17 protein-coding genes and 1 riboswitch are annotated in these 26,388 nt (G+C 34.1%); of the genes, 16 read left to right on the top strand and 1 reads right to left on the bottom strand.

Translation table 11 applies throughout. The features are described from left to right. Window positions 1–29 precede the first annotated feature (29 nt). From NQ558_RS09905 to NQ558_RS09840, 14 genes are all read left to right on the top strand, one after another. Complete coding sequence (locus tag NQ558_RS09905) at window positions 30–989, top strand: D-2-hydroxyacid dehydrogenase (protein WP_005360791.1); 960 nt, start codon at window positions 30–32, stop codon at window positions 987–989. A gap of 114 nt (window positions 990–1,103) precedes the next feature. Then, complete coding sequence (locus tag NQ558_RS09900; protein WP_005360797.1) at window positions 1,104–1,973, top strand: fibronectin type III domain-containing protein; 870 nt, start codon at window positions 1,104–1,106, stop codon at window positions 1,971–1,973. 185 nt (window positions 1,974–2,158) lie between these two features. Beyond that, window positions 2,159–2,788, top strand: a complete 630-nt coding sequence (locus tag NQ558_RS09895; RefSeq protein WP_005360799.1) for a single-stranded DNA-binding protein — start codon at window positions 2,159–2,161, stop codon at window positions 2,786–2,788. A 225-nt stretch (window positions 2,789–3,013) separates the two neighbouring features. After that, a complete protein-coding gene (locus tag NQ558_RS09890; protein ID WP_040446394.1) occupies window positions 3,014–4,726 on the top strand; it encodes a glycosyl hydrolase in 1,713 nt (570 codons plus the stop codon). A 306-nt stretch (window positions 4,727–5,032) separates the two neighbouring features. Next, complete coding sequence (locus NQ558_RS09885; protein WP_040446395.1) at window positions 5,033–6,190, top strand: fibronectin type III domain-containing protein; 1,158 nt, start codon at window positions 5,033–5,035, stop codon at window positions 6,188–6,190. A 94-nt stretch (window positions 6,191–6,284) separates the two neighbouring features. Beyond that, window positions 6,285–7,550 carry an InlB B-repeat-containing protein gene (locus tag NQ558_RS09880; RefSeq protein ID WP_040446397.1) on the top strand — a complete coding sequence of 422 codons (1,266 nt, stop codon included), beginning with the start codon at window positions 6,285–6,287 and terminating at the stop codon, window positions 7,548–7,550. A 202-nt stretch (window positions 7,551–7,752) separates the two neighbouring features. Next, a complete protein-coding gene (locus tag NQ558_RS09875; protein ID WP_005360807.1) occupies window positions 7,753–9,297 on the top strand; it encodes a glycosyl hydrolase in 1,545 nt (514 codons plus the stop codon). 14 nt (window positions 9,298–9,311) lie between these two features. Then, window positions 9,312–10,805, top strand: a complete 1,494-nt coding sequence (locus tag NQ558_RS09870; protein WP_005360809.1) for a glycosyl hydrolase — start codon at window positions 9,312–9,314, stop codon at window positions 10,803–10,805. 138 nt (window positions 10,806–10,943) lie between these two features. After that, entirely contained in the window at window positions 10,944–12,221 is a 1,278-nt protein-coding gene (locus tag NQ558_RS09865) for a glycosyl hydrolase (RefSeq protein WP_005360817.1), read from the top strand. 162 nt (window positions 12,222–12,383) lie between these two features. Continuing rightward, window positions 12,384–12,582: riboswitch (Lysine riboswitch) on the top strand. Window positions 12,583–12,739: 157 nt separating this feature from the next. Next, window positions 12,740–13,624, top strand: coding sequence for a 4-hydroxy-tetrahydrodipicolinate synthase (gene dapA / locus NQ558_RS09860; RefSeq protein WP_005360818.1), 885 nt, complete (start codon window positions 12,740–12,742; stop codon window positions 13,622–13,624). A gap of 96 nt (window positions 13,625–13,720) precedes the next feature. Next, window positions 13,721–14,476, top strand: a complete 756-nt coding sequence (gene dapB / locus NQ558_RS09855) for a 4-hydroxy-tetrahydrodipicolinate reductase (RefSeq protein WP_005360819.1) — start codon at window positions 13,721–13,723, stop codon at window positions 14,474–14,476. A gap of 202 nt (window positions 14,477–14,678) precedes the next feature. Next, complete coding sequence (locus tag NQ558_RS09850; protein WP_040446399.1) at window positions 14,679–15,002, top strand: hypothetical protein; 324 nt, start codon at window positions 14,679–14,681, stop codon at window positions 15,000–15,002. A gap of 91 nt (window positions 15,003–15,093) precedes the next feature. Further along, entirely contained in the window at window positions 15,094–15,876 is a 783-nt protein-coding gene (locus NQ558_RS09845; protein ID WP_005360822.1) for an N-acetylmuramoyl-L-alanine amidase, read from the top strand. A 343-nt stretch (window positions 15,877–16,219) separates the two neighbouring features. Next, window positions 16,220–18,133, top strand: a complete 1,914-nt coding sequence (locus NQ558_RS09840) for an NAD(+) synthase (protein ID WP_005360823.1) — start codon at window positions 16,220–16,222, stop codon at window positions 18,131–18,133. Window positions 18,134–18,674: 541 nt separating this feature from the next. Here the strand turns inward: NQ558_RS09840 and NQ558_RS09835 are convergent. After that, window positions 18,675–19,115, bottom strand: coding sequence for a hypothetical protein (locus NQ558_RS09835; protein ID WP_005360825.1), 441 nt, complete (start codon window positions 19,113–19,115; stop codon window positions 18,675–18,677). Window positions 19,116–19,306: 191 nt separating this feature from the next. Between NQ558_RS09835 and NQ558_RS09830 the strand changes: the two genes are divergently transcribed. Next, window positions 19,307–22,741, top strand: coding sequence for a PD-(D/E)XK nuclease family protein (locus NQ558_RS09830; RefSeq protein WP_005360827.1), 3,435 nt, complete (start codon window positions 19,307–19,309; stop codon window positions 22,739–22,741). Then, window positions 22,725–26,387, top strand: a complete 3,663-nt coding sequence (gene addA / locus NQ558_RS09825) for a helicase-exonuclease AddAB subunit AddA (protein WP_005360829.1) — start codon at window positions 22,725–22,727, stop codon at window positions 26,385–26,387. Before NQ558_RS09830 ends, addA begins: the two co-directional genes overlap by 17 nt. Window position 26,388: the final 1 nt, after the last annotated feature.

Genomic DNA, 26,388 nt, shown 5'->3' with positions numbered 1-26,388 from the left:
AATAAAAGGGATATAAGGAGGATGGACATATGAATATAGTTATTTTAGATGCCAACACACTAACATTAGATAACGACATTGATTTTTCAGTGTTTAACCAGTATGGGAATGTAACGATATATCAGTCAAGCACTGATGAAGAAGTAGGGGAAAGAATTAAAGATGCAGAAGTTGTTTTGTGTAACAAGACAGTTTTGAACGCAGACAAGTTAAGCAAGGCACCTAATTTAAAATATATCGGATTATTCGCAACAGGATATAACAATATTGACATTGATTATACAAGAGCTTATGGCATAACTGTATGTAATGCAGGCGATTATTCAACAGAAGCAGTTGCCCAGCATGTATTTGCATTTATTTTGCATGAATATAACACAGTAGACAAGTATAATACATTCGTTAAGAATGAAGGTTGGGTTAATGCTGAAACATTTTCTCCATTCTTTGCCATGAGAGAATTACAGGGGAAGACTATTGGGGTTATCGGTTATGGATCAATCGGAAGAAAAGTTGCCGACGTAGCAAGAGTTTTTGGAATGAAGGTTATGGCATATAGTAGAAGTCAGGAAAAGAAAGATCCTAACTTTAGAATATTAGAATATGCATCAATTGATGATATTCTTGCTAATTCAGATATTGTAACAATGCACTGTCCTCTTAATGAAGATTCAAAATATATGTGCAATAAAGAGTTTTTTAAGAAAATGAAAAAAGATGCCTTATTCATTAACACATCACGAGGAAACGTAGTAGATGAAGAAGCTTTGGCTTGGGCACTTAACAATGACATTATTGCTCATGCAGCAGTAGACGTAGTTTCAAAAGAACCTATGGAAAAGGATAATGTATTACTTAAGGCTAAGAACATTATTATTACACCACATATTGCGTGGGCTCCAATCGAGGCTAGAACACGACTTATTAAAATTGTTTCAAAAAATTTGCAAAAATGGGTTGCAGGAACCCCTATAAATGTTATAGAATAGCATTACGAAAGGTGTTTAGAACGGATTAATGTTAATCTAATCTAAAAAAGTGGCGGGAACAGTGATTGAAATTATTATGTTCTCAGCAGATTAATTTTTTAAGGAGGAACAGTCATGAGAAGATTGACAAAGAAGATTGCAGCATCTGCTTTAGCACTTTCTCTCGTATTTACTATGGGAACACAGTGTTTTGCTGCAAACTGGGGTAGCTATTTCGGAGGCTCACAAGGATGGTCTGAAGGAGCTGAAGGAACTTTAACATCTAACACAGATAAGGCTTGGACAGCACAGATGGCATCTATCGGATACGGTGGAGCTTGGGGTGCTCAGGTTTATAAGAACGGAATCAGTGTTAAGAAGGGACAGCAGTATAAACTTTCATTTGATGCACAGTCATCAACATGTGATAAGTGGGTATACATTAAGGTTTCAACAGATGAAACATTAGCTTTCTCAGATTGGGTTCAATTAAAGAAAGGTAGCACAACTAAGTATTCAACAACATTTACAGCTAAGGCTAATGCTAAATCAGTATACTTCGGTATTGGTGGAGAATTTGGTGATAGACAGGGCGTTGACACAGATAAGGATGCAGCAATCAGATATGGTGTATTCACATCAACAAAGGGTGCTCTTTCACAGCTTACAGATGTTGATCCAACATTCTCAACAACAGTTAAACTTACTAATTTCTATTTAGGAGCTGCTAAGCCGGCTAAGGTTAGCTTAAAGAGTGTTAAGGCTGCTAAAAAGGGCAAAGTTAAAGTTAAATATAAGAAAGTTTCAGGAGCAGCAGGATATCAGATTCAGTACTCATTAAAGAGCAACATGAAGTCAGCTAAGAGCAAAACAACAAAAAAGGCTACTTACACAATTTCAAAACTTAAAAAAGGTAAAAAATATTATGTAAGAGTTAGAGCTTACAACAAAGGTAAGAAAGCTTACGGCGATTGGAGCAATAAGAAAGCTGTTAAGGTTAAATAATAAAGAATAATTTTGTTATCCCTCATATCCTTTGATATGAGGGGTTTCTTTTAATCAATCAAAAAACGTTTCTAAGTAGAAAGTCGTTATAAGTCGAACGATTTTTTACATATTTGGTATTTTTTTACATATAATAGTAATGATAAAAAAATAATAAACCAAAGTATGGTAAAGGGGGAAATACAATGATTGACAAAGTTATTGAAAACAACAGAGTAAGTATTATAGGAGAGATAGTTTCTGAGTTTAAATTCAGTCATGAAGTTTTTGGCGAAGGTTTCTACACAGTTGACGTGTCGGTGGACAGATTAAGTGAATTAACAGATGTAATTCCGTTAATGGTGTCAGAAAGACTTGTTGATGTTAGCGAAGACTATCAGGGAAGGCTTGTTGAAGTATCAGGTCAGTTCAGATCTTATAATCGTCATGAAGGAACAAAAAACAAGTTAGTTCTATCGATTTTTGTAAGGGAATGGGAAGAAGTAGAAGAAAACCTTGAATCAGGCAAAACTAATCAGATATTCTTAGATGGTTATATCTGCAAAGCACCTATTTATAGAAAAACACCTCTTGGAAGAGAGATAGCAGATTTATTAGTTGCAGTTAATCGACCTTATGGCAAGTCAGATTACATACCTTGTATTGCATGGGGACGAAATGCAAGATATGCATCAACTTTTGAAGTGGGTGGTCATATTCAAATCTGGGGAAGAGTACAGAGTCGCGAGTATGTGAAAAAAATAAACGAAGAGGAAAGCGAAAAGCATGTTGCTTACGAAGTTTCTGTAAGCAAACTTGAATATATTGACGATTAAAAATAATGCTGTAGTAACCTAAGTGGTGCTACAGCATTGTTTTTATGTGATAGAATATTGCTTCAACATTTTTATTACATAAAAATGTTCTACTATGAATACATACTTATGGAAAAATAAAATCGATACAAATATTTGGGCAAAACATCTAAAAGACTTTGACTTTTATACTTCCATGTCGTAATATTGAATAAAAGATTATAATTAAAGAAGGAGAGAATGAACATGAAAAAAATGCTTAAGTCATTTGTGGCTACAGTACTTTCATTAACATTAGTAGTAAGTGGTCTTGGAATCACAAAAAATGTCAGTGCTGTTACACGGGAAGATGAATGGAAAGCAAACGCTGTGAAAACGCCTGCAGAAGGAAAGTTGATTGGAGCAGGTTATATTGATGTTGAATTTGACAATTCCATGGAAGGATATACATACTCAGTATACCTTGATGGACAACCTGTATACTGGGATGGAAATAGTATAGTAAGATCTGAACTGGGAGAAAAAGTTTCAGCTGTATCAAAAACAAAGTCTTTTACATCAAGTGATGAAGGAAAGACAGAAGTCTACACCAATACAGTTAGCAAACATGAAATTACTGTAGAGGCAAAAAAGGATGGTCAGACTATAACATCAGAACCAAGAACATTTTATGTTTCAAAAAAAGGACTTGCACTTGGCGGTGACATGAGTGATAAAATCACATTAAGTAAGTTAAATTGTTCATGGTACTACAATTGGTCAACAGAATCATTTAACAACAATGTAGATGCCAATGTTGCACATATTCCTATGATGTGGGGAATTGGTGACGACAATAAAGAAAATATGGAAAATTTAAAAACAACATCCAATTATATATTGGGATTTAATGAACCTGATATTGAAAAACAGGCAAATATACCAATGTTTTTTGATGCAGTAAGTGTGTGGAAACAATATATATCACCACTTAAATTAAGAAAAGTATCACCGGCACCTGCAGCACCGGGTGGTGATTCTATGTGGCTGAAAAGATTTATGAACGGTGATTACATATGTAAGACACCAAAGGGAGAGTGGGGATTATATAAGGATTATGAAGATGATGCTACAAAAAAATGGTCAGAAGGAATTGGAGAAGATGTAGATGCTGTAGTTCTTCATTACTACAGAAATCAAATAAATCCTCAAGGATTGTTTGATGCTGTGGAAAGACTATGGAATACATATCATAAACCAATATGGATTACTGAAATGTCTTTATTTGGTGTAAAGGGAACATACACAGATTTTAGTTATGAGAATGAAGAAAGACGTAAGCAGGTAGAAGAATACGTGACAAAATTAGTTGAAGGACTTGACAAAGTACCTTATGTAGAAAGATATTGTTGGTTCCCATATGACATAGACAGTACAAATGATATAGATATATATAACGGATCAGGCGGAACAGCTATGTTTGAATATGCAACAGGTTTGTATACAAATCTAGGAAGAATCTATTGCAATTTAGGTAACCCTGAAGGTTACAATGCAGAAACTATATCTGATAACGAAATGTATGTGTATGTTCCACAGACAACACCAGAGACTACAGAAAAAATTACAGAAACAACAAACAATCCAACATCAGTTTCACCAACTACCGGAAAAAATAATCAGACCACAGGTAAAAAAATAAATAAACCCGATAAGGTTAAAATAATTTCAGCTAGAAATGTGAAAAAGAAAACAGTGAAACTAACATGGAAAAAAGTAAGCGGAAAGACAAAATATCAGATACAGTATTCTTTAAATAAGAAGTTTAGGAAAGGTGTTAAAACAAAGAAAACAACAAAGCCAAATATAAAAATAAACAGATTGTCAAAAAAGAAAAAATACTATTTTAGAATTAGAGCAATTAATAGTGCGGGAATCGGCAAATGGTCAAATGTTAAAAAAATAGTTATACGCAAATAGTAAAAGAGGAACAGTTATAAGGCTGTTCCTTTTAAAAACAAAATAATATATAATATATGTAGAAATATTTTTTTGATATTTATTTTTTTTAAATAAATTACACAAGTAAAATCTTTTACAATAGCATAGAAGTATTTGTTTATAAGTGAAAATACACATAGAAATTATGATAAAACTTTTTTTATTGGCAAAAATAAACATTTAAGTGTTGTAGAATAAAAACGTTTATGATATAATCAAAACAATTGAAATGGGATGAATTTCAAGCAATATTTAAAACAATTAAAAATTAAGGAGGAATTGAAAATGAGAAAAGTTTTCAACAAAGTTTTAGCTGGAATTACAGCAACAACACTTGTAGCATCATTGGCTATTGGCGTTGGTGTTTCAAGTAGTGTAAAGGCTGCTGATACAGCAGTTGCACTTTCAAATTGGTCATTTGTTCAGGGAGGACAGTACAGTCCAACTGAAGAAGGCAATGAAGGATACATTGGTTCAGTTACAATGAACGGAACTGGTGAAAAAATTGATGGCTGGTTAACAAAAGGAGAAGAAAGTGTTAATCAGGAAAAGTCAGCAACAAAGTCAGCAACAGGTTTTGATATGGTAATCAACAATAATGGTTGGGATTGCCAGTGGAAGGTTAATACAGGTTTTCCAACAGACAGAATTAATCCATGGTCAATTCAGGCGATAAATCAGACATCTATGACACCGGGACATATTTATACAGTTTCATTTAAGGCTCATGCAGATAAGAAAAAACATGCTTATGTTGCATTTGGAACTGAAACAAAAGACTTGGCACCATATGATCAGGCTCCAGTTGAATTTGCAAATGATGCTTCAAATCAGATTATTACATTAGGAACAAAGGATAAGACATTTACATTTACATTTACAAACTGGGTATCTGCTAGCACACTTAAAACAACATTGATGTTAGGTGCATTTGATGCACAGGCAGATTTCGCTGGCGCAGATGTTTCAAACATTATTACAGAAGTAGAAAAGTGTTGGAAAGGAACTGTTAGTGTAAGTGATTTCACTATTACAGATAAGGGTCAGAATCCAGATTTTATAGTAGAACCACCTAAGCCAACACAGCCAACACAGCCAACAAAGCCATCACAGCCATCACAGCCATCACAGCCATCACAGCCAGCACAGCCAGCACAGCCAGCACAGCCAGCACAGCCAGCAGCTAAAAAACTTGCAAGAGTAGCTAAAGTTAAGGCTAAGAATAACAAGGCTAAAACAGTTAAGGTTACTTGGAGAAAAGTAGCAAACGCTAAGAAGTACGAAGTTAAGGTTGGAAATAAAACTTATACAGCAAAGAAAGCTACTTTAACAGTTAAGAAGTTAAAGAAGGGCAAGACATACAAGATTAAAGTTCGTGCTAAAGCAACAGGATTCAAAACAGGTGCTTGGAGCAAGACTGTAAAAGTTAAAATTAAAAAATAATACATAAAATTTATAAACTATTAGGTTACCCAATGCGTATGCATTGGGTAACTGTAACAATAAGAAGAGTTTATGTTAGTCGGGAGGACTTAAAGTGAGAAAGAGTATTTTAAAGAAAGCTACAGCAGTAGCAATGTCATTAACAATGGTTGTTGGAATGACAGGAGTTGTTTCAGCAGCACATGCTTCTAATGGAGCAGATGTTGCAACAAATGCTAAGGTTAGTTCATTTTCTATCTTAACAGAAGAAGATGGTGGAGTTTGGAAGAAAGCATTAGAAAATATCAGAACAGACAAATATCCTAATGGACAGGTTGCCGGAAAAGATTTCGTAACAGAAGGATGGCTTACAGATCAGAATGGTAAAATATCAACATCTAATATGGAAATGTTTGTTAAGAACACAGGATGGGATGGAGAGTACAACAAGTTCACAAGCGCTTTAGTTGGAGATAATCCATGGGGATTAACAATGACAGTTAGTGACATTCCGGTTGAATTAGGTCGTAATTATACAATTTCTTTCAAGATTAAAAGTACATTAAAGGGTACTGTTACAAACGAAGAAACAAAGGAAGAAAAGACAATAGATTCAAAACATATCTTATTCAAAGCATATGATCAGAAATCTAAGGGTGAACCAAGTGTAAACTTCACATCAGTTTCAGGTGCTACTAGTGGTGGTTATATCACAGTAAAGAATGGTGATGATTATAAGACAGTAACAGCTACAGTTAAGATTCCAGATACAAGAAAGGCATTTGGCGGAGATGTTATGGGACTTAAGTTCGCTTTAGGTGCATTCATCAAAACATTCCCAGAAGAAGTTAACATGAAGGGAACAGTTTATGTTAAGGATTTAAAGGTTATTGCAGGTGATCAGTATACAGTTAAGTTTACTGACGGAAGCCAGTCACAGGCTAAGTATGTTAATGCAGGAAGCCAGGTTACACCAGCAAGCTTTTCAAAGAAAGGCTACACATTAGCAGGATTCAAGAACAAAGCTACAGGTGCTATGTACAACTTTGGTTCAGCAGTTAACAGTGATTTAGAACTTGTTGCTGTATTTAATAAGACAGCTAAGCCTGGAAAACCATCAATTAAGGTTAAAGGTGCTAAGAAGAAAGCAACAGTTAGATATAAGAAGGTTAAGAATGCAGCAGGTTACCAGATTAAGTATTCTGCAAAGAAGAACATGAAGGGTGCTAAGACTAAGACAACTACTAAGGTTAAGTATACTATTAAGAAACTTAAATCAAGAAAGTTCACATATGTTCAGGTTAGAGCTTTTGCAAAAGATTCTACAGGACAGAAGGTATACGGTAAGTTCTCAGCTAAGAAGAAAGTATTCATAAAGTAATTAATTTTTAGATAACATAATATTAATCTTAGAGCAGGTGAAAGGGTGAAAAGATATTGTATGGTGTATGCAGTATTTTTCGCCCTTTTATTTTCTTTTAAAAAGAAAATAATAAAATTAAAAACAAACAATTTATTATCAAATATAAATTGTAAAATATATATAACAAAGAGGGTACTTTTTATAGGAAGGAGATTACAATATGAAAGGATTTAAAAGAATCACTTCAATTGTTTTGGCATTGGCAATGTTTGCAACAGGTATTGCAATAAGCGGACCTACTACAGTAAAAGCTGATACAGCAACAGACAATTGGAAGGCTAATGGCATTGTAAGTCCTAAACAGGACAAGTTAATTGGCGCAGGATACATTGATGTTAAATGGGATAACACATTAACAGACGTATCACAGTATAAAGTTTATGTTGATGGTGATTTAAAAGTAACAGTATCACCTTCATCAGACAAGACTATGAGTACAGAGTTCTATACAACACAGGTAAGTGAACATAATGTATATGTAGTTGCAACATTAAAGAACGGTTCAAACGTTCAGACAGCTAACAGACGTTTTTATGTAACAAAGAAAGGTGTTTGTGTAAACACTAAAGATATGGGTACAGCAGTAGATCCAGCCTCAATGAATGTTGGTTGGTATTACAACTGGGATTGGAAGTCATTTAAAGATATGAACTTCTCAAACAAGAAGTTTGATGATTTGGAATTTGTACCAATGATTTGGGGCGACAGCATGACAGAAACAAGCGAGATTTTTGATAATGTTAAGAGCAAAGGTTATAAGTATTTATTAGCTTATAATGAACCTGATTTAACATGGGAATCAAATGTAAGACCTGATGTTATGCAGTATAGATGGAATGACTGTGTAAATAACAAAGGTAATGTAAGACTTGGTTCACCAGCAGTTTCAGTTTTCCCTACATGGTCAAACGATTGGTGGACACCATTCTGGAACTCAATGGCAGCAGACAAGAAGAATGCTATGTCATTTATAGCAGTTCATTCATACCAGAAAAGCTATGATGGAGCTAAGTCAGCACTTCAGTACCTTCAGGCAATTGATGAATGCTGGGAAACTTATCATAAGCCAATCTGGATTACAGAATTTGCTTTCTGGAAATTCAGCATTAACGATGCAGCAGGATGTGCAAAAGTACAGGAATTTATGAAGATCGTTATTAAAGGTCTTAATGAAAGAAGCTATGTTGAAAGATATTCATGGTTCTGTCCAAATATAGAAGAAGATGCAGCAAGCTCATCAAGTATCTTTAATTACAAGACTGGTGAATTAACAACATTAGGAAAGATTTATGCACAGATTGGAAATCCTTTAGGATATAATGCAAAAACGTATGGTGTAAGTTCTTACATTTCAACTAATACATCACCAGCAGCTTGTGCATTAGCCATGCCAACAACATTATATAGTGCAAAAGCTAAAAAGAAAGCTTTCAAGTATCAGATTAAAGCTGTTTCAAAAGCAGCAGGATACCAGGTACAGTATGGTGTTAAGAAGAACATGAAAGGCTCAAAGAGCAAATATGTTAAGAAATTAAACGGAACAATTAAGATTAAGTTCACAAAGAAACAGAAAAAACAGATTAAGAAGAAAAAGCTTAAGAGAATTAAATATTATGTACGTGTAAGAGCATATAAGACTCTTGATGGAAAGAGATTATATTGCGCATGGAGCAGCAAAGATAAAGTTAAAGTTAAGACTAGATAGAAGAGGACATAAATATGAAGGTATTAAAAAAAATAACAATTTTAGTTTTGGTAGTAGCTATGGCATTTTCAGTGAATGTAACAGGTACATTCACTGAAAGCGTCAAGGCAGCTACAGAATTTCAGATAACAAGTCCTACAAATGAAAGTATTGTTGGGGCAGGTCATGTTTACATTGATTGGAATAATCCTACTAGTGGAACTGTTTCAAAATATAATATATACATTGACGGAAATTATGTAACTTCAACTAATACAAACAGATATGATTATTACACAACAAGTGTGAAATATCATACAACATGGATTGAAGCTGTACTGTCAAATGGTAGTAAGGAATATACTAAAACAGTTAAGTTTGGTGTTTCTAAGAAAGGTTTAGCAGTTAATAATGATATGGGTAGAAGACTTGATCCTGTAGCTATGAATATGGGATGGTATTATACTTGGGGAACCACACCATTTTCTTACACAACATATAAGCAAATTGAGTTTGTTCCTATGATTTGGGGAACAGGTAGTGAGTCTCAGTTAGATGCAATTGCTAAGAAAAATTACAAATATTTACTTGGGTACAATGAGCCAGATATGAAAGGTGATGTTGGTGGCAGTAATATTAATGTTAATGTAGCAGCTTCTCATTGGGCAAAATTAACAGGAAAAAGTGACTACTTAGGAGCACCGGCACCGGCTCTTTGTCCGGCATGGAATAGCGGAACGTGGTTTAGAACATTTATGGATAGTGATTTGGTTGACAAGAGTACTATTGATTTTATTCCATTACATTGCTATTACGGAACATATGGTGGTGCAGCAGGAGCAAATACATTCCTTAAAGAAGTGGTAGACGCAACTTATAATATGTATCATAAACCTATTTGGATTACTGAGTTTGCAGTAAGTGGTTGGGGGTATAGCAATGCTTCAAATAGAAAACAGGTTGAAGCATTCCTAAAAACAGCTATTGAAGGTTTAAATAAGAGAAGTTATGTTGAAAGATATTCATGGTTCTCATTTAACACTACAGACAATAGTAACGGTGCATCAGCATTATGGACTAATTCAACAGGTAAGCTTACAGATTTAGGCAATATTTATGTAAATAACGGTAACCCAACAGAGCTTGCAGCTCAGGGAAGTGCAGTTAATAAGTATCAGCCTTCATCAGACAATGGCTCAAACAATAGTAGCAATAATAACAACAATACTCAGCCACAGGTTAATAAGCCTGCAAGAGCAAAGATTTCTAAACTTAAAAATGTAAAAGGCAGAAAAGTTAAAGTATCTATTAAGAAAATCAAGAAAGTTAAGGGATACCAGATTAAATATTCTGATAACAAGAAGTTTAACGGATACTGGCAGAAGAATTCAAAGAAGAATACATATACAGTTAAGAAATTAGATAAGAAGACTAAATATTACTTTAAAGTAAGAGCTTATGTAATAAATGGAAACAAGAAGTTATATGGTTCTTACAGCAAAGTAAAATCAATTACAGTTAAAAAGTAATTAGATTAAGTAGCCTAAAATGGCAGCATATTAAAAGAAGGGGTTTTAATAGCCTCTTCTTTTTGATATTATTTACGTATGTGACATTAAAATAAAAATCTGAAATTGTGTCATTAGCAAATGTAGAGAGGATAGATTATGACTTCTAAAAATAAAAGAATATCATTAAAAGGAATATTTCAAATTATATTAATATTGATTTTGGGAGCCACTGTTCTTGCAGCGTGTATTGTTGCAATAATAAAGCATCAAAATGTAGAGGCTGCAAAAAGAGAGCAGAAAGCCAGAATCTCTGCAGCAGAGAAGATTGTAAAAGAAAAGGATAAGTGGAAAAGTGATGCCTTCATTACACCGACATCAGGTTCACTTAAAGCAGCAGGATATATAACAATTGAATGGAAATCAGCCAAGAATATGGGAAAGGTTGAAGGCTATAAGTTATATATAGATAATGAAAAAGTGGCAGAAACAGATTCAAAGACTACATCTTTTGAATATTACACAACGAAGATACAATCCCATGAAATATATGTGGAAGCTGATATGCAGTATGGATCAGTTGTTTATTCTGATATTTACACTTTCTTTGTAAATAAGAAAGGCTTTTGTCTTAATAAAGATATGTCTATGAATGTAACAGCAACAGATTGGGGTACATCTTGGTATTATAATTGGGACATGACACCTTTTAGTTATGACTCATTTCAGGAGATGGAATTTGTACCTATGATGTGGTCGTCATTTCCGGGAGATAAAGACCAGATTGCAGTATTTCCAAAGATGGGGTATAAGTCAGTGTTAGCTTTCAACGAGCCTGACAGAGAGGATCAGGCAAACTTGGATGTTGATACGGCAGTTAAGGGAATGAAAGCTTTTCAGAATAAAGGAATACGTGTTGGAGCACCTGCAACATCTTTGTGTCCGCCATGGTCAGATAATTGGTTTGTGCCTTTTATGAAGAAGATGAAAGAACAGAACATGGATGTGGATTTTATACCAATACATCATTATTGGAACTGGTATGCAGATGAAGGGGCACAGGCATTTCTCGACCTTGTTGATGAAACATGGGAAATGTACCATAAGCCTATTTGGATTACTGAATTTGCCATTAGTGGAGATCCGGGTAAAACTAAATTCCAGAGAAAAGTAGTAATGCGATATATGAAAAAAGTTATTGCCGGACTTGATAAAAGAGATTATGTGGAACGTTACGCGTGGTTCTCGTTTAGTCCAACGGATTACAAAAACGGCGGTTCAGGTTTGCTTAATCATTATGAAGGCAAAATCACTGATTTAGGATATTTATATCAGAAATTAGGAATGCCTAAAGGATATGATAGAAACAATCCTGTTAAGGCTAAAGCTAATCCGAAGGAAGATGTAATAAAGAAGTATTATATTACGGTAAAATAATCAGACATATTAGATGTTAAATAAGAAAATTATTACAAATAATCAGGCATTGATTAACTTAGTTAAAATATTAATACATAGTATCATTTATGGCATTTCAGAATAAAATATATAAAGGCGTGTTGACACTAAAGCCTATGAATGATATTATTACTTTAGTTAAATAATAGTAGAGGTTGCGCTACCTATCAGTACATTATAAGATGCCCCGGAGGCAGATGATTATGTTGGAAAGGATGTAGCGCCGAAGGAGAATCCACCGGAAGATTTATCCTGGGCATACGGTTAAGAGCCGTATGACTGTCATCATTTGATGGAGAGCCATTATCGACAATCACATTGATGGAGAGCTACTTATAAGCATTCGGTGCGGTACTTATAAGGAGCTATGAAAGCTCCTTTTGTTTTGTAAAAAGTTACAAAATATGCTCCGGTTAATGGAAATTCAAAATACCACACAGGCTTAAAATAGCATACTAAAGTTTAATGAAATACATATAATTTAGGAGGTTTTGTAAATGTCAATTTTTACAGGCGCAGGTGTAGCAATTATTACACCATTTAATGAAGATGGATCAATTAACTTTGAAGAATTTGGAAAGATTATTGAAGATCAGATTGCAGGACATACAGATGCAATTATCGTATGTGGTACAACAGGTGAAGCATCAACTATGGATGATGATGAACATCTTGCAACTATCAAATATTGTGTAGAAAAGGTAGCAGGAAGAATTCCTGTTATTGCAGGAACAGGTTCTAACTGTACAAGAGAATCAATTAATTTATCTAAGAAAGCAGAAGAAATCGGTGTTGACGGATTACTTTGTGTAACACCTTATTATAATAAAGCAACTCAGGCAGGTTTATATGAATATTACAAGGCTATTTCAGATGCTGTAAATATTCCTATTATTATGTACAATGTTCCTTCAAGAACAGGTACAAACATCCTTCCTGAAACAGCTGTTAAGATTGCAAAGGAAGTTAAGAACGTAGTTGCAATTAAGGAAGCATCAGGTAATATTTCACAGGTTGCTAAGTTAGCAGCTTTAGCTGACGGATGCATTGATATTTATTCAGGAAATGATGATCAGGTATTACCTATCTTATCATTAGGTGGTAAGGGTGTTATTTCAGTATGGTCTAACGTTGCACCAAAGCAGGTTCATGATACAGTTCAGTCATTTATGGATGGTGACATTGCAAAGGCAACAAAGATGCAGTTAGAAGCAATTGATTTAATTGGTGCATTATTTAGCGAAGTTAACCCAATTCCTGTTAAGGCTGCAATGAGCATTTTAGGCTACAAGGCAGGTCCTATGAGAGCACCTTTAACAGAATGTTCAGATGAACATAAAGAAGGTCTTAAGAAAGCTATGAAGGAATACGGAATTTTATAAATTACAGTGTTAAAAGTCATATCCCACCGGTGCATGCACAATGGTGGGATAATAGCTTTAGGACACGCTGTGTAATAAAGACTTACGGAGGTTAAAATGGTAAATGTAATAATGCATGGTTGCAATGGCCATATGGGAAGAGTTGTAACAGAATTTATTGAAAAAGATGAGAATGTTCAGATAGTAGCAGGTATTGATGCTTACACAGGCGTTCAGAATGAGTATCCTGTATTTCCATCAATTAAGGAATGCACAGTTAAGGCTGATGTTATTATAGATTTTGCAGTAGCACAGGCAGTTGACGGATTACTTGAATATGCTGTAGAAACAGGTACACCTGTTGTTCTTTGTACAACGGGACTTAGTGCAGAACAGCTTGAAAAAGTTAATCAGGCAAGCAAAAAGGTAGCAATTCTTAAGTCAGCCAATATGTCACTTGGAATTAACACTTTAATGAAGCTTCTTAGAACAGCAGCAGATATTCTTGCTAACAGAGGTTTTGATATTGAAATAGTTGAAAAACATCATAATCAGAAGCTTGATGCTCCAAGTGGAACAGCTTTAGCTCTTGCAGATTGTATGAATCAGGTATTAGATAATGAATATGATTATACTTATGACAGAAGTACAGTAAGACAGAAGAGAAAACATAATGAAATCGGTATTTCAGCAGTTCGTGGTGGTACAATTGTTGGTGAACATGATGTTATCTTTGCAGGAACAGATGAAGTAATCCAGATTTCACATACAGCATACTCGAAGGCAATTTTTGCTAAGGGGGCTATTGATGCTGCAAAATATATTGCAGGAAAAGAAGCCGGAATGTACAATATGGCAGATGTAATCGGATAAGATTAATATAGAAAGTTTTTTTAGAATTTTATATGGAAATTATTTTAAATTTGAAACTTTTTTATGCACAGAAAATGCTTTTTGTATTCTCTGTGCATTTTCTTTTTTGAGGAAAAATTTTAAAAATGTATATTTTTTTTGAAAGTGCAAAAAATAATCCTATACCGAACAAAATTTTAAATTAAGTTGGAGGATTTATAGTATGAACACTTTAAGAAATTACTTACTTGTATTTACTATGGCATTAATGTCAGTTTGTTTTGTGGCTTGTGGAAATAATACCACAACAGACAACGAAACAACTACAGCAACAAATCAGGAGTCATCTTCTGAAAATACTACACAGGGTGGAAATTCAGGAAAAGTTGACAACAAAAATGATGGTGTTATAGGAGATATTGGTGACGATATAGAAGAGGGTGTAGATGATATTGTTGGGGATGGCAATGATGAAAATACAACTGATACAACAAATAATCAGAATCAGACAAAGAACAACAATAAGACAACTACAACAAAGAAGTAGATTATATAGTTTCAAACGAAAACAGCCGTAATTGGTACTATTTTTAGACTTTTAGCATATCATATTATGATAATGATAATCGTAGGTTGTTATGGCTTATAAAATAATTTTAGATCCGGGACACGGCGGATCAGACCCAGGAGCGACTTTTAATGGAAGACAGGAGAAGGATGAAGCCCTGGGTCTTGCTATGTCTGTGGGAAAACTTTTGGAAAACGCAGGCTTTGATGTTGCATATACAAGAACTACAGATATTTATAATACACCTTTTGAAAAAGCAACAATTGCCAACAATATGGGGGGAGATTTATTTGTTTCATTCCATAGAAATTCTGCACCTAACGCAGACATGTACAACGGAGTGCAAACACTGGTGTACAATGACCAGGGATTAAAGGCTGAACTTGCCAGAAATATTAACGAGAACCTTGTGGCACTTGGTTTTGCTGACAAAGGAGTAGTGGAAAGACCTAATCTTGTAGTTTTAAAAAGAACAAAAATGCCCGCTGTTTTGATTGAGGCAGGTTTTATTAATTCGGCTGTGGATAATGAAATCTTCGATAATAAACAAAACGAAATTGCTCAGGCTATTGCCGATGCAATAATTGATACTTTATATGACAGAGGCATTCATGCAAATGACTGTAAACCTAACAATAGTCAGAGCTATTCGGTTCAGGTGGGGGCTTTTAGAAACAGACAATTGGCTGAAAGCCTTAACCTGCAGCTTAGAAGACAGGGATTCCCGTCAAGAGTTGTAATGGAAGACAATCTATTTAAAGTAAGAGTTGGAGACTTCAGAACACTGGATAATGCGGTGGCAATGGAATTGAAACTAAGGTTGCTTGGATATAATACTTTTGTGGTAAGTTGAAGCTTGAATCATAATTAAGAGTACTCTGTTGCCGGAATATTTTGTAGTTGATATATTTTATTATTGAAAAATATATTAGGAATAAAAATACAGAAAAAGATAGTGTAACTTTCGGATGGTTGAAAACCGATAATTACACTATCTTTTATTTTATGAAAAAAATTAACTATGAAGGTGGAAATGATTTAACAAAGTTGATACAATAAGAAGATGTAATATTTTAATATAGAATAAATCTAGAATATAAGTTGAAAAGTAAAGATACATATAAGATAGAAATATGCTAATGTGTACAAAATAGGGCATAACAGTATATATCAAATCGGAAAGGATTAAAGATAAAATGAACAATGGATTCGTAAAGGTTGCTGCGGCAACACCAAAAATAAAAGTAGGTGACTGTGGTTATAACGGAGCACAGATTTGCAAGATTATAGATGAAGTGTATGATAATGGAGCTCAGCTTGTGGTTTTTCCTGAGTTGTGCATTACAGGGTACACTTGTAGTGATTTATTTTGGCAGAAATCAATGCTTGATATGGCAAAAACTCATTTGCAGTTTATTTCAGAGCATTGCGAAGATAAGGAGATTGTGGCAATTGTTGGATTGCCAATGATTTATAGAAGTAAGCTTTATAACGTGGCAGCAGTTATTTATGATGGAGAGATTTTAGGTCTTGTGCCAAAGACTTATATACCTAATTATTCTGAATTTTATGAGGCACGTCATTTTACAAGTGGCAAAAATAAAGACGGATATGTAATGATTGGCGAAGAAGAAGTACCTTTTGGAACAGAGATTTTGTTTAATTGTGTTAATTTTGAAAACTTTAGTTTTGCAATCGAAATTTGCGAGGATTTGTGGGTTCCTAATCCACCAAGTACAAGCCATGCTCTTGCAGGAGCCACAGTTATTGCAAACCTTTCAGCAAGTGACGAAACAACAGGAAAAGATATTTACAGAACCGGTTTGGTAAGCGGTCAGTCAGCAAGAACTCTTAGCGCATATATTTATGCAGATGCAGGAGAGGGTGAATCTACAACGGACTTGGTTTTTGCGGGGCACAATATTATAGCTGAAAACGGTAATATTTTGTCACAGTCTAAGAGATTTGAAAATCAGACTATTTACGCAGATATTGACCTTGACAGATTAGCAGCGGAGAGAGCAAAAATGACTACTTTTATTCCTGATGAAGAATTGTCTTATGAGGAAGTTGAAGTGGAATTGGAGCCAATAGATTTTGAAGTGGAAAGAGTGATAGATAATGCACCTTTCGTCCCATCAAATACTAATGAAAGAGAGAAAAGATGCGAGGAAATTCTTTCAATTCAGACAATGGGACTTAAGAAAAGATTGGAGCATACTAATTGCAAAAACGCAGTTGTGGGAATTTCAGGAGGCCTTGATTCAACATTGGCATTGTTGGTTACAGCAAGAGCTTTTGATAAGTTAAATCTTGACAGAAAGGGAATTATTGCAGTTACAATGCCCGGTTTTGGAACAACTGACAGAACATATACTAACGCAGTTTCAATGATTGAAAAGTTGGGATGTACTTTTAAGGAAGTAAACATTAGTGAAGCAACAGTTCTTCATATGAACCAGATTGAACATGATATTAACATTCACGATGTAACATACGAAAACGCACAGGCAAGGCAGAGAACATATTTGCTAATGGATTTTGCAAATGAACACAATGGAATGGTAATTGGTACAGGAGATATGTCAGAACTTGCACTTGGATGGGCAACATATAATGGCGATCATATGTCAATGTACGGTGTTAATGCAGGCGTTCCAAAAACACTTGTAAGACACCTTGTAAAATATTTTTCAGATACATGTGAAGACAAGGAACTTTCAGATGTTTTAAATGATGTTTTGGATACACCTGTAAGCCCTGAATTATTGCCACCTAAAGACGGCAAGATTGCTCAGAAAACAGAAGATTTAGTTGGCCCTTATGAGCTACACGATTTCTTCCTTTACTATATTTTGAGATTTGGATACACACCAACAAAAATATATTTTCTTGCAAAAATGGCATTTAAAGGAATATACCACAAAGAAACAATATTAAAGTGGTTAAAAACATTCTACAGAAGATTCTTCTCACAGCAGTTTAAACGAAGCTGCCTTCCTGACGGACCAAAAGTAGGAACAGTAGCAGTTTCACCAAGAGGAGACTTGCGAATGCCAAGCGATGGCTGTGTAAGAGAATGGATGAACCAGTTGGAAAACATAGAGTAGTTGAAGAATTATGGTGGAGATAATTGTTATGATTTTGTCATACATCAGTTGGAAGGAGTTGCCACATAGAAAAGGAATTAGCATATCCTGAGACAATTCAGTATCATATCCTGAAGTGATTACGTGTCATATAGCAAAAATTTCATATAGACCGTAATTGAAGAAATGAATTACGTGTGAAATGAAGAAAAGTTCAATATGACACGTAAAATAGAAAATGAAAAAGCTGAATTACGTGTCATATAGCAAAAATTTCATATAGACCGTAATTGAAGAAATGAATTACGTGTGAAATGAAGAAAAGTTCAATATGACACGTAAATTGTAAAATAAAAAAGAAAAATTACGTGTCATACGACAAAAATTTCATATAGACCGTAATTCCCAAAATAAATTACGTGTCATACAAAAAACAATTCATATGACACGTAAATCCAAATGAACAATTCATCATACTGTTTTAGGGTGAATAATCACGCAAAAACATTAATTCATACGAAGCAAAAATAAGAATAACCAATATTGATTATAAAAATTTTTGCTATTCCCCAACTTTCCCTTTCTCAATTGTATCTAGTATAGCATTATATAATATTGTATATGTATATTTGCTATTGTCATCAAACTTAATGTTTTCAAGTGATTGGTTTGTAACTATTTGATTTGCTATATCGTTGAAAGCAGGTTCTACTAAAGGATACATTGTTGTGATTGTGTTGCTAACATTGTCAACCGTTATGGAGTTAATGTGATTATCATCAAGTGTTACTTTTACATCCATGGGATTGCCGTTAAGTGTGACACATGATGTGTAAACTCCAGGTTCGTATACTCCGGTATTTTCCTCTTTTTCCTGCTTGTTTCCTCTATTATAAAACATTATTACAAGTGATATAATCAGGATTATACCAAGGAGTATGAAGACTAAGGTATAAATAAGCTCCCTTAGATGAAATACCATAAATTTTGGACTTTTTGCCATACAAACTCCTTCAAAAATTTTATTTCTTATATTCTAATTTATTATTAAAGATTAAAAAATATGAAAGAAAAATATATGGGACATTTTTGTCCTATGCATATTGATATTATATTAGTAAAGTTGATATACTAGTAGCATTGGTAAAGAGTTAGTAGGATAATAGTAAATAAGATTTAAGAAAAGAGGAATAAATGGCAGTACAATTTATTGTTGGCAGAGCGGGAGCCGGAAAGTCCCATTATTTATATGAAAAGTTAATAGAGAAGTCTTTGAAATATAGAAATAAGAATTTTATTGCAATTGTACCGGAGCAGTTTTCTATGGAAACACAGAAGCAGATTCTTACAATGCATCCTAATAGGGGAAGTTTTAATATTGAAGTTACAAGCATGACAAGACTTGCCTATACGGTTTTTGAGGAGCAGGGGTTTAATGAATACAAAGTTATGGATGACTTAGGCAAGACTCTTATTATGAGAAAGGTTATGGAACAGTGTAAGGATAAACTTACAATCTATAAGTCTAAGACATCAATGCCCGGATTTGCTGAGAAGATGAAGACTATTGTATCGGAATTTAAGCAGTACGGGATTACTGATGACGTTTTAAATAATATGAAGGCAGAATGCGATTCTAAGCCACTGCTCAGACATAAGCTTAATGATGTGGAAATTATAAGTGATGCTTTTAATGAGTATATTAAAGAGAAGGTTATAACAACAGAGGACGTTTTAACTATTTTTTGCAAATATATTTCTAGTTCTGATTTTATAAAAAATACTTATTTTTACATAGATGGATTTACAGGATTTACACCTATTCAGTATCAGGTTCTTGAACTTTTGATTAAACATTGCGCAGGGGTAAAGATTGCAATTACATTGCCGGAAGATGAATTTCAGTCATTGAGAAATGCGTATAGCAAAGGAAATAATGCAATTAGCAAATATGAATTATTTAATCTAAGCAAGGATACTTTATGGAAGCTTAAAGATATAATCAACAGAAACAATATTGAGCAACAGGAAACTGTAATTGTTGGAGAAGGACAGGCTCCATATAGAATTAGAGATAATAAAGAGTTAACTTTTTTGGAAAAGAATCTGTTTAGAAATAATTCATCTAAATATAGAGAGAACTGTAAAGCGTTGGAAGTTCACAGTATGTCCAATCCAAGAGAAGAGGCAGCTTATGTTGCAGGCAGAATTTCGGAGCTTATTGTGGACAAAGGATATAGATATAATGATATTGCTGTAATTACAGGTGATATGGACGGTTATTACAGATATATTGAGGAAGAGTTTTCCAAGAATAATATACCTGCATTTATTGACCACAAGCATAATATTGCTTCAAATCCTTTTGTTGACGGAATAAAGGCGGCAATTGAGATTGTTGAAAAGGATTTTTCTTATGAAACAGTATTTCATCTTATCAGATTAGGTTTTCTTCCAATTGACAGGGAGGCTGTAGACATAATGGAGAATTATGTTTTGCAGTCAGGAAGACGTGGTTTTAAAAGTTATGGCAGACTTTGGGAGAAGGCTTACAAAGGAATGACTGCTGAAGAACTTGATATGGTTAATCAGGCAAGGGAGAAGCTAGTTGAGATTATCAGACCTTTAAGAGAAGAATTAAAAAAGAAAAAGGCTACTGTAAGAGAGTATACTAAGGCGGTATATCAGTTTGTACAGGCTAATAATATGCAAAGACAGATTGACGATTATAGAATTGAATTTCAGAATCAGGGTGAGATTAGCAGAGCCAAAGAGTATGAGCAGGTTTATGTGACAATCATAACTCTTTTAGACAGAATAGTTGAATTAATGGGAGATGAAGTTTTAACAATTAAGGAATATAAGCAGATTCTTCAAGCAGGTTTTGAAAGTGTGAAAGTGGGAATTATACCTCCGGGACTTGATACAGTTATGGTAGGTGATATTGAAAGAACAAGATTGAAAGATACTAAGAGAATTATTTTCTTTATGGGAGTTAATGACGGAATTATTCCAAAAGCAGGTCAGGCAGGGGGAATAATTACGGATACAGATAGAGAGTTTTTAGAAAAGAATAATTATATTCTGGCTCCTACGGCAACGGACAATGTTTTTAAACAGAAATTTTATTTGTACACAATATTTGCCAAGCCTACGGAGAAGATGTGCATTACTTTCAGCAAGTCGGGTTCAGACGGGGCAACAAGAAGAAAGTCTTATATAATAAGTACTTTAATGAATCTTTTTGAAAATCTTAAGATTATAGATGAGGATGAAAGTGAAATAACTTTAAACCAGGTTACTACAAGAAGTAAAGCTTTGGATTACCTTTCTCAGAATATATATGAATATTCGAAGGAAGGTGACAGTGGAATCTTTAAAGAGTTGATGGCAACAGTTATGAAGAATAAGGAATATAGCAAGGTCATAAACTTAATGTTTGACGGAGCTTTTTATTCAGCAAAGAATCCAATTCTGGATGAAAATGTTGCAAGACAGTTGTACGGAAATAAAGAAAATATTGGAATTACAAGATTGGAACGTTTTGCAGCCTGTGCATATTCTCAGTTTTTAAATAATGGCTTGAAATTAGGAGAGCGAAAGAAATTTGAACTTGCCGCATTTGACATAGGTAATTTATATCATTCAGCAATTAAGGAATTTTTTGATACCATTAATACGAATAATATTAAATGGGCAGACTTGGATGACAAAAAAAGTGAAAATATTATAAATGACAGCATTGAAAAAGTAATGGAGCAATATGAAAATGATGCTTTAAATGATATTGCAAGGTCTGCATTTATAAAGAAGCAGGTTAAAGATACATCAACAGAAACTGTAAATGCATTGGTTAAACATATCAGATCAGGAAATTTCCTGCCAAGAGAATACGAGCTGCGAATTGCCCACGGAAGAGTAGACAGAGTGGACACTTTTGAAGATGGAAACAATATATATGTTAAGGTAATTGACTATAAATCAGGAAACAAAGTTTTTAATGTTACGGAAACTTTCTTGGGATTGCAGATGCAGTTAATGGTTTATTTAAAGGACACTGTGGATTACATTAAGAAAAATAATCCGGATAAGAATGTTTATCCGGCAGCAGGTTTGTATTTTCATGTTTATGATCCATATGTTTCGGAAATTGACTGTGAGAAAGCTGTGAGTGATTTTAGAAAAAATAATCCGGACAGTGAGTTAAGTGATGAAGAATTGAAAAAGATGGCTATAGAAGGGGAGCGTTTTAAGGCATATAGAATGTCAGGTCTTGTGGCAAAAGAGATTGAAATTGTAAATGCAATGGACCATAACACTATTACAAAAACAGGTTCTTCAGCAATATTGCCGGTTAATATTACAAAAAGCGGTGTTGATGCAAGAAGTACAGCCATTGAAACAAAAACTTATTCTAAATTTATTAATCATGTTTCAAATATGGCAGGAGAAATGCAGGATAAGATTATAAAAGGGGACATTAGCATTAATCCGGTAGAAGGTGCATGTGATTATTGTCCTTTTGGTGGAATATGTAATTTTGACAGAAAACTTGGAAGCAGATACCGTCAGGTTGAAAAAGTATCACTAAGTGATATTGAGGAGAAGTGTAATGAAGTGGACAGATAAACAGCAAAAAGTTATTGATACAAGAGATAGAAACATACTTGTTTCAGCAGCAGCAGGTTCAGGCAAAACAGCAGTTTTAGTAGAACGAATAATAAAAATGATAACAGATGAAGAAAATCCTACTGATGTGAATCAGCTTTTGGTTGTTACATTTACAAGGGCAGCCGCTTCTGAAATGAAGGAGAGGATTCGCGAAGCATTGGAGAAGATGGAAGAGGATAATCCCAATGACTTAAATGTTCAGAAGCAGTTATCCTTAATTCATAATGCCAATATTTCTACAATTGACAGTTTTTGTGCAAGAGTTGTAAAGGATAATTTTGATAAGATAGACTTAGATCCTAATTTTAGAATTGCCGACGAGAACGAAATAGAAATGCTTCAATCTGATATTGTGGAAGAAATGTTGGAAGAGTATTATTTGGCGGCTGATGATGAGTTTATGGAATTGGCCGAAAAATATTCAACAGGAAAGACCAGCGACAGTATAGGTGAACTGATTCTTAGAATGTATAAGTTTGCCTCAGGTCAGATTGAGCCTGAGAAATGGATTAAAGAAGCCATAAGTGTATATGATGTTTCATCTAAAGAAGAAATGGAGCAGTCCAAGTGGATGCAGGGATATTTGGAATTGCAGAAAAACAGGTTAGAGGGAATATTAAGCCAGCTTAACATAGCTCTTACAATATCTGAAAGCGAGGATGGACCAAAGTGCGCCAAAGCTCTTACGCCTATTATTGACAAGTTACAGGAGATAACTGAAAGCAGAACTTATAGCGCAATGCAAAGTGAACTTCAGAATATTCCATCAACAAGAGTGTCCGGTAAGAAGGATTGTAATGAGAGAAAGAAGGAGCAGGTTAAGGCAATAAAAAACGATGCCACAAAGGCAATAAAAGATTTAACAACTAAACAGTTTAATTTAACGTTGAATCAGGTTTTTGAAAGCATATGTGAAACAAAATCAAGTGTTGAATATATTGGAAAATTAACCCTTGAATTTATGAAGCGACTTAAGGAGCAGAAAGAAGAAAAGGGCATAATGGATTTTAACGACCAGGCGTTTTTTGCTTTACATATTTTAAATGAATATGATAAGGATGGAAATCTTGTACCATCTGAAACAGCAAAAAATATGGCAACTCAGTTTAAGGAAATAATGATTGACGAATATCAGGACAGTAATATTATTCAGGAAGCTATTTTGTCAGCCATAACTAAAGGTTTTGGCATAAATAATATGTTTATGGTAGGCGATGTGAAGCAGAGCATTTACAGATTCCGTAATGCAGAACCTAAACTTTTCCTTGAAAAATATAATAGTTTTTCAGATGATCCTAGTGCAGACAGTGTGAAGATTGTTCTTGACAAGAATTTTAGAAGCCGTAGGGAAGTAATTGAGAGTGTAAACTTTTTATTTGACTTTGTAATGCATGAAGAAGTGGGAGGCATTGATTACAAAAACGGCAATGGCCTTGTACTTGGAGCAGATTATGATGAGCCACCTGCAGGACAGGATAATTTAACAGAATTTGTAATGGTTGAAGGTGGAGATAAAAGTGATGAGGCAGCTTATGTTGCAAGAAAAATAAAAGAGATTACTAATCCTGAAACCGGGTTAAAGATAACTGAAAAAGGTAAAGACATGCGACCTGTAAGATATGGAGATATAGTTATTCTTTTAAGAAGTATGAAGGATAATAGTGATATTTACAGAGAGCAGTTGGAGAATAATGGAATACCTGTTTTTGCAGAATCAAAGACAGGATATTATAAAACAATGGAAGTTATGACTATTACAAATATGTTGTCAATTATAGATAATCCAAGACAGGACATACCTTTGGCAGCAGTACTTACTTCTCCAATGTTTGGTTTTGATTCAAATCAGTTAGCAATTATAAAAACAGAAAATGTTTGTGAAAGTTTTTATGATTGTGTAGAACAATATTCTTTATCAGGAAGTGATGTTGAACTTAGAACAAGACTGACAGAGTTTCTGAATACACTTACAAAATTTAGAAATATGGTTCCGTATACAACTGTATATGATTTAATTAATACATTGTTAGATGAAACAGGTTATGCTTTTTATATAAGATCAATGCCCGGTGGAAAGAAACGTCTTTTAAATATTCAGGCATTAAAAGAGAAAGCTGTGGCATATGATGAAACAAGTTACAAGGGTCTGTTTAACTTCTTAAGATATATTGAGAAGATTCAGTATCTTGCAAAAGATGACGGTGAGGCATCAACAGTTAATGAGAATGACAATATAGTAAGAATAATGTCCATTCATAAAAGTAAAGGATTACAGTTCCCTGTAGTATTCTTGTGCAATACTAATGGAACAAGCAAGAATGAGGCAAATCAGCTTGTGTCAGGGGCAGATGGAAACATAGGAATAGACTGCATTAATAATAAATTAAAGACTAAACAGACACCTCTTTTAAAAACATATATCAGAATGTCTAATAAGGAAGAGGATGTGGCAGAAACATTGAGAATTCTTTATGTTGCATTAACAAGAGCAAAAGAGAAATTATATATTACAGGGCTTGTTAAGAATGCTGAAAAGCAGATTGGAGAATTTGAAAGTCAGATATATGATAATAGTGAATTAATGCTTTATAATGATGTTATTGGTGCAAAAACCATAATGGAGCTAATTGGAAAAACAATTGGCAGAAATAAGGCTTTTGACTGTGTAAGAACAGATAAAGATGCAACTGAATGTGGTAATCCTTTATATGATAAGGATAGTTTTATTAAAGTGAAAGTGGAAGAACAGCCGGATGTTATATTAGGTCTTGCAGCAGAAGATATAACAGACAGTATTAAAAAAGAAACTATGCTTATGGAAATGAAGCAGTTGGCAAACAAAGAAAATACATCAATTGAAAAACTTTTCCAAAGGTTTCAGTTTCAGTATCCATATATTGAAGATATTACTCTTCATTCAAAGGCAAGCGTTACGGAAATTAAGAAGCAAAGCCAAGGTATGGAGCAGGAAGAAGAACAGGATGCATTTCAGGCTTTTGGAGAAGAAGTGGAATTACCGGAAATTATACCTGATTTTGAAAAAGAAGATATTGATGAGCCACAATATCTTACAGGTGCAATGAGAGGTACAGCGTACCATAGAATTTTTGAACTTCTCGATATGGAACTTGAAGAATATAATCAGGAAACAGTGAAGAAGATGATTGACGGTTTTGTTGATGCAGGTTTAATAGACAGAATGGGTGCAGCATCTGTTATGCGAAAGGATATAATTGATTTTACAAAGTCTGATTTGTTTAGAAGAATGAAGAAGGCATATGCTAATAATCAGCTATATAGGGAACAGCATTTCTTAATGGGAGTTCCGGCTTGTGAAATTAACAGCAATACCACATCAAAAGAAACAATGATTATTCAGGGGATAATTGATTTATGCTTTGTAGAAAATGATAAATATGTTATTGTAGACTACAAGACAGACAAAGTTGACACAATGGAGGAACTTGTTGAAAGATATCATGTTCAGTTAGAATGCTACAAACTTGCAATTGAGCAGATACTTGGCAGTGAGCCGGGAGTTAATAAGGTTTCTGAAATGATTATTTATTCAGTTCATCTTGGTCAGCAGATAACTATAAAATAAT

It is taken from the genome of Eubacterium ventriosum (assembly GCF_025150745.1).
Taxonomy (GTDB): domain Bacteria; phylum Bacillota; class Clostridia; order Lachnospirales; family Lachnospiraceae; genus Eubacterium_G; species Eubacterium_G ventriosum.
This window is presented reverse-complemented; position numbering and strand designations above follow the sequence as displayed.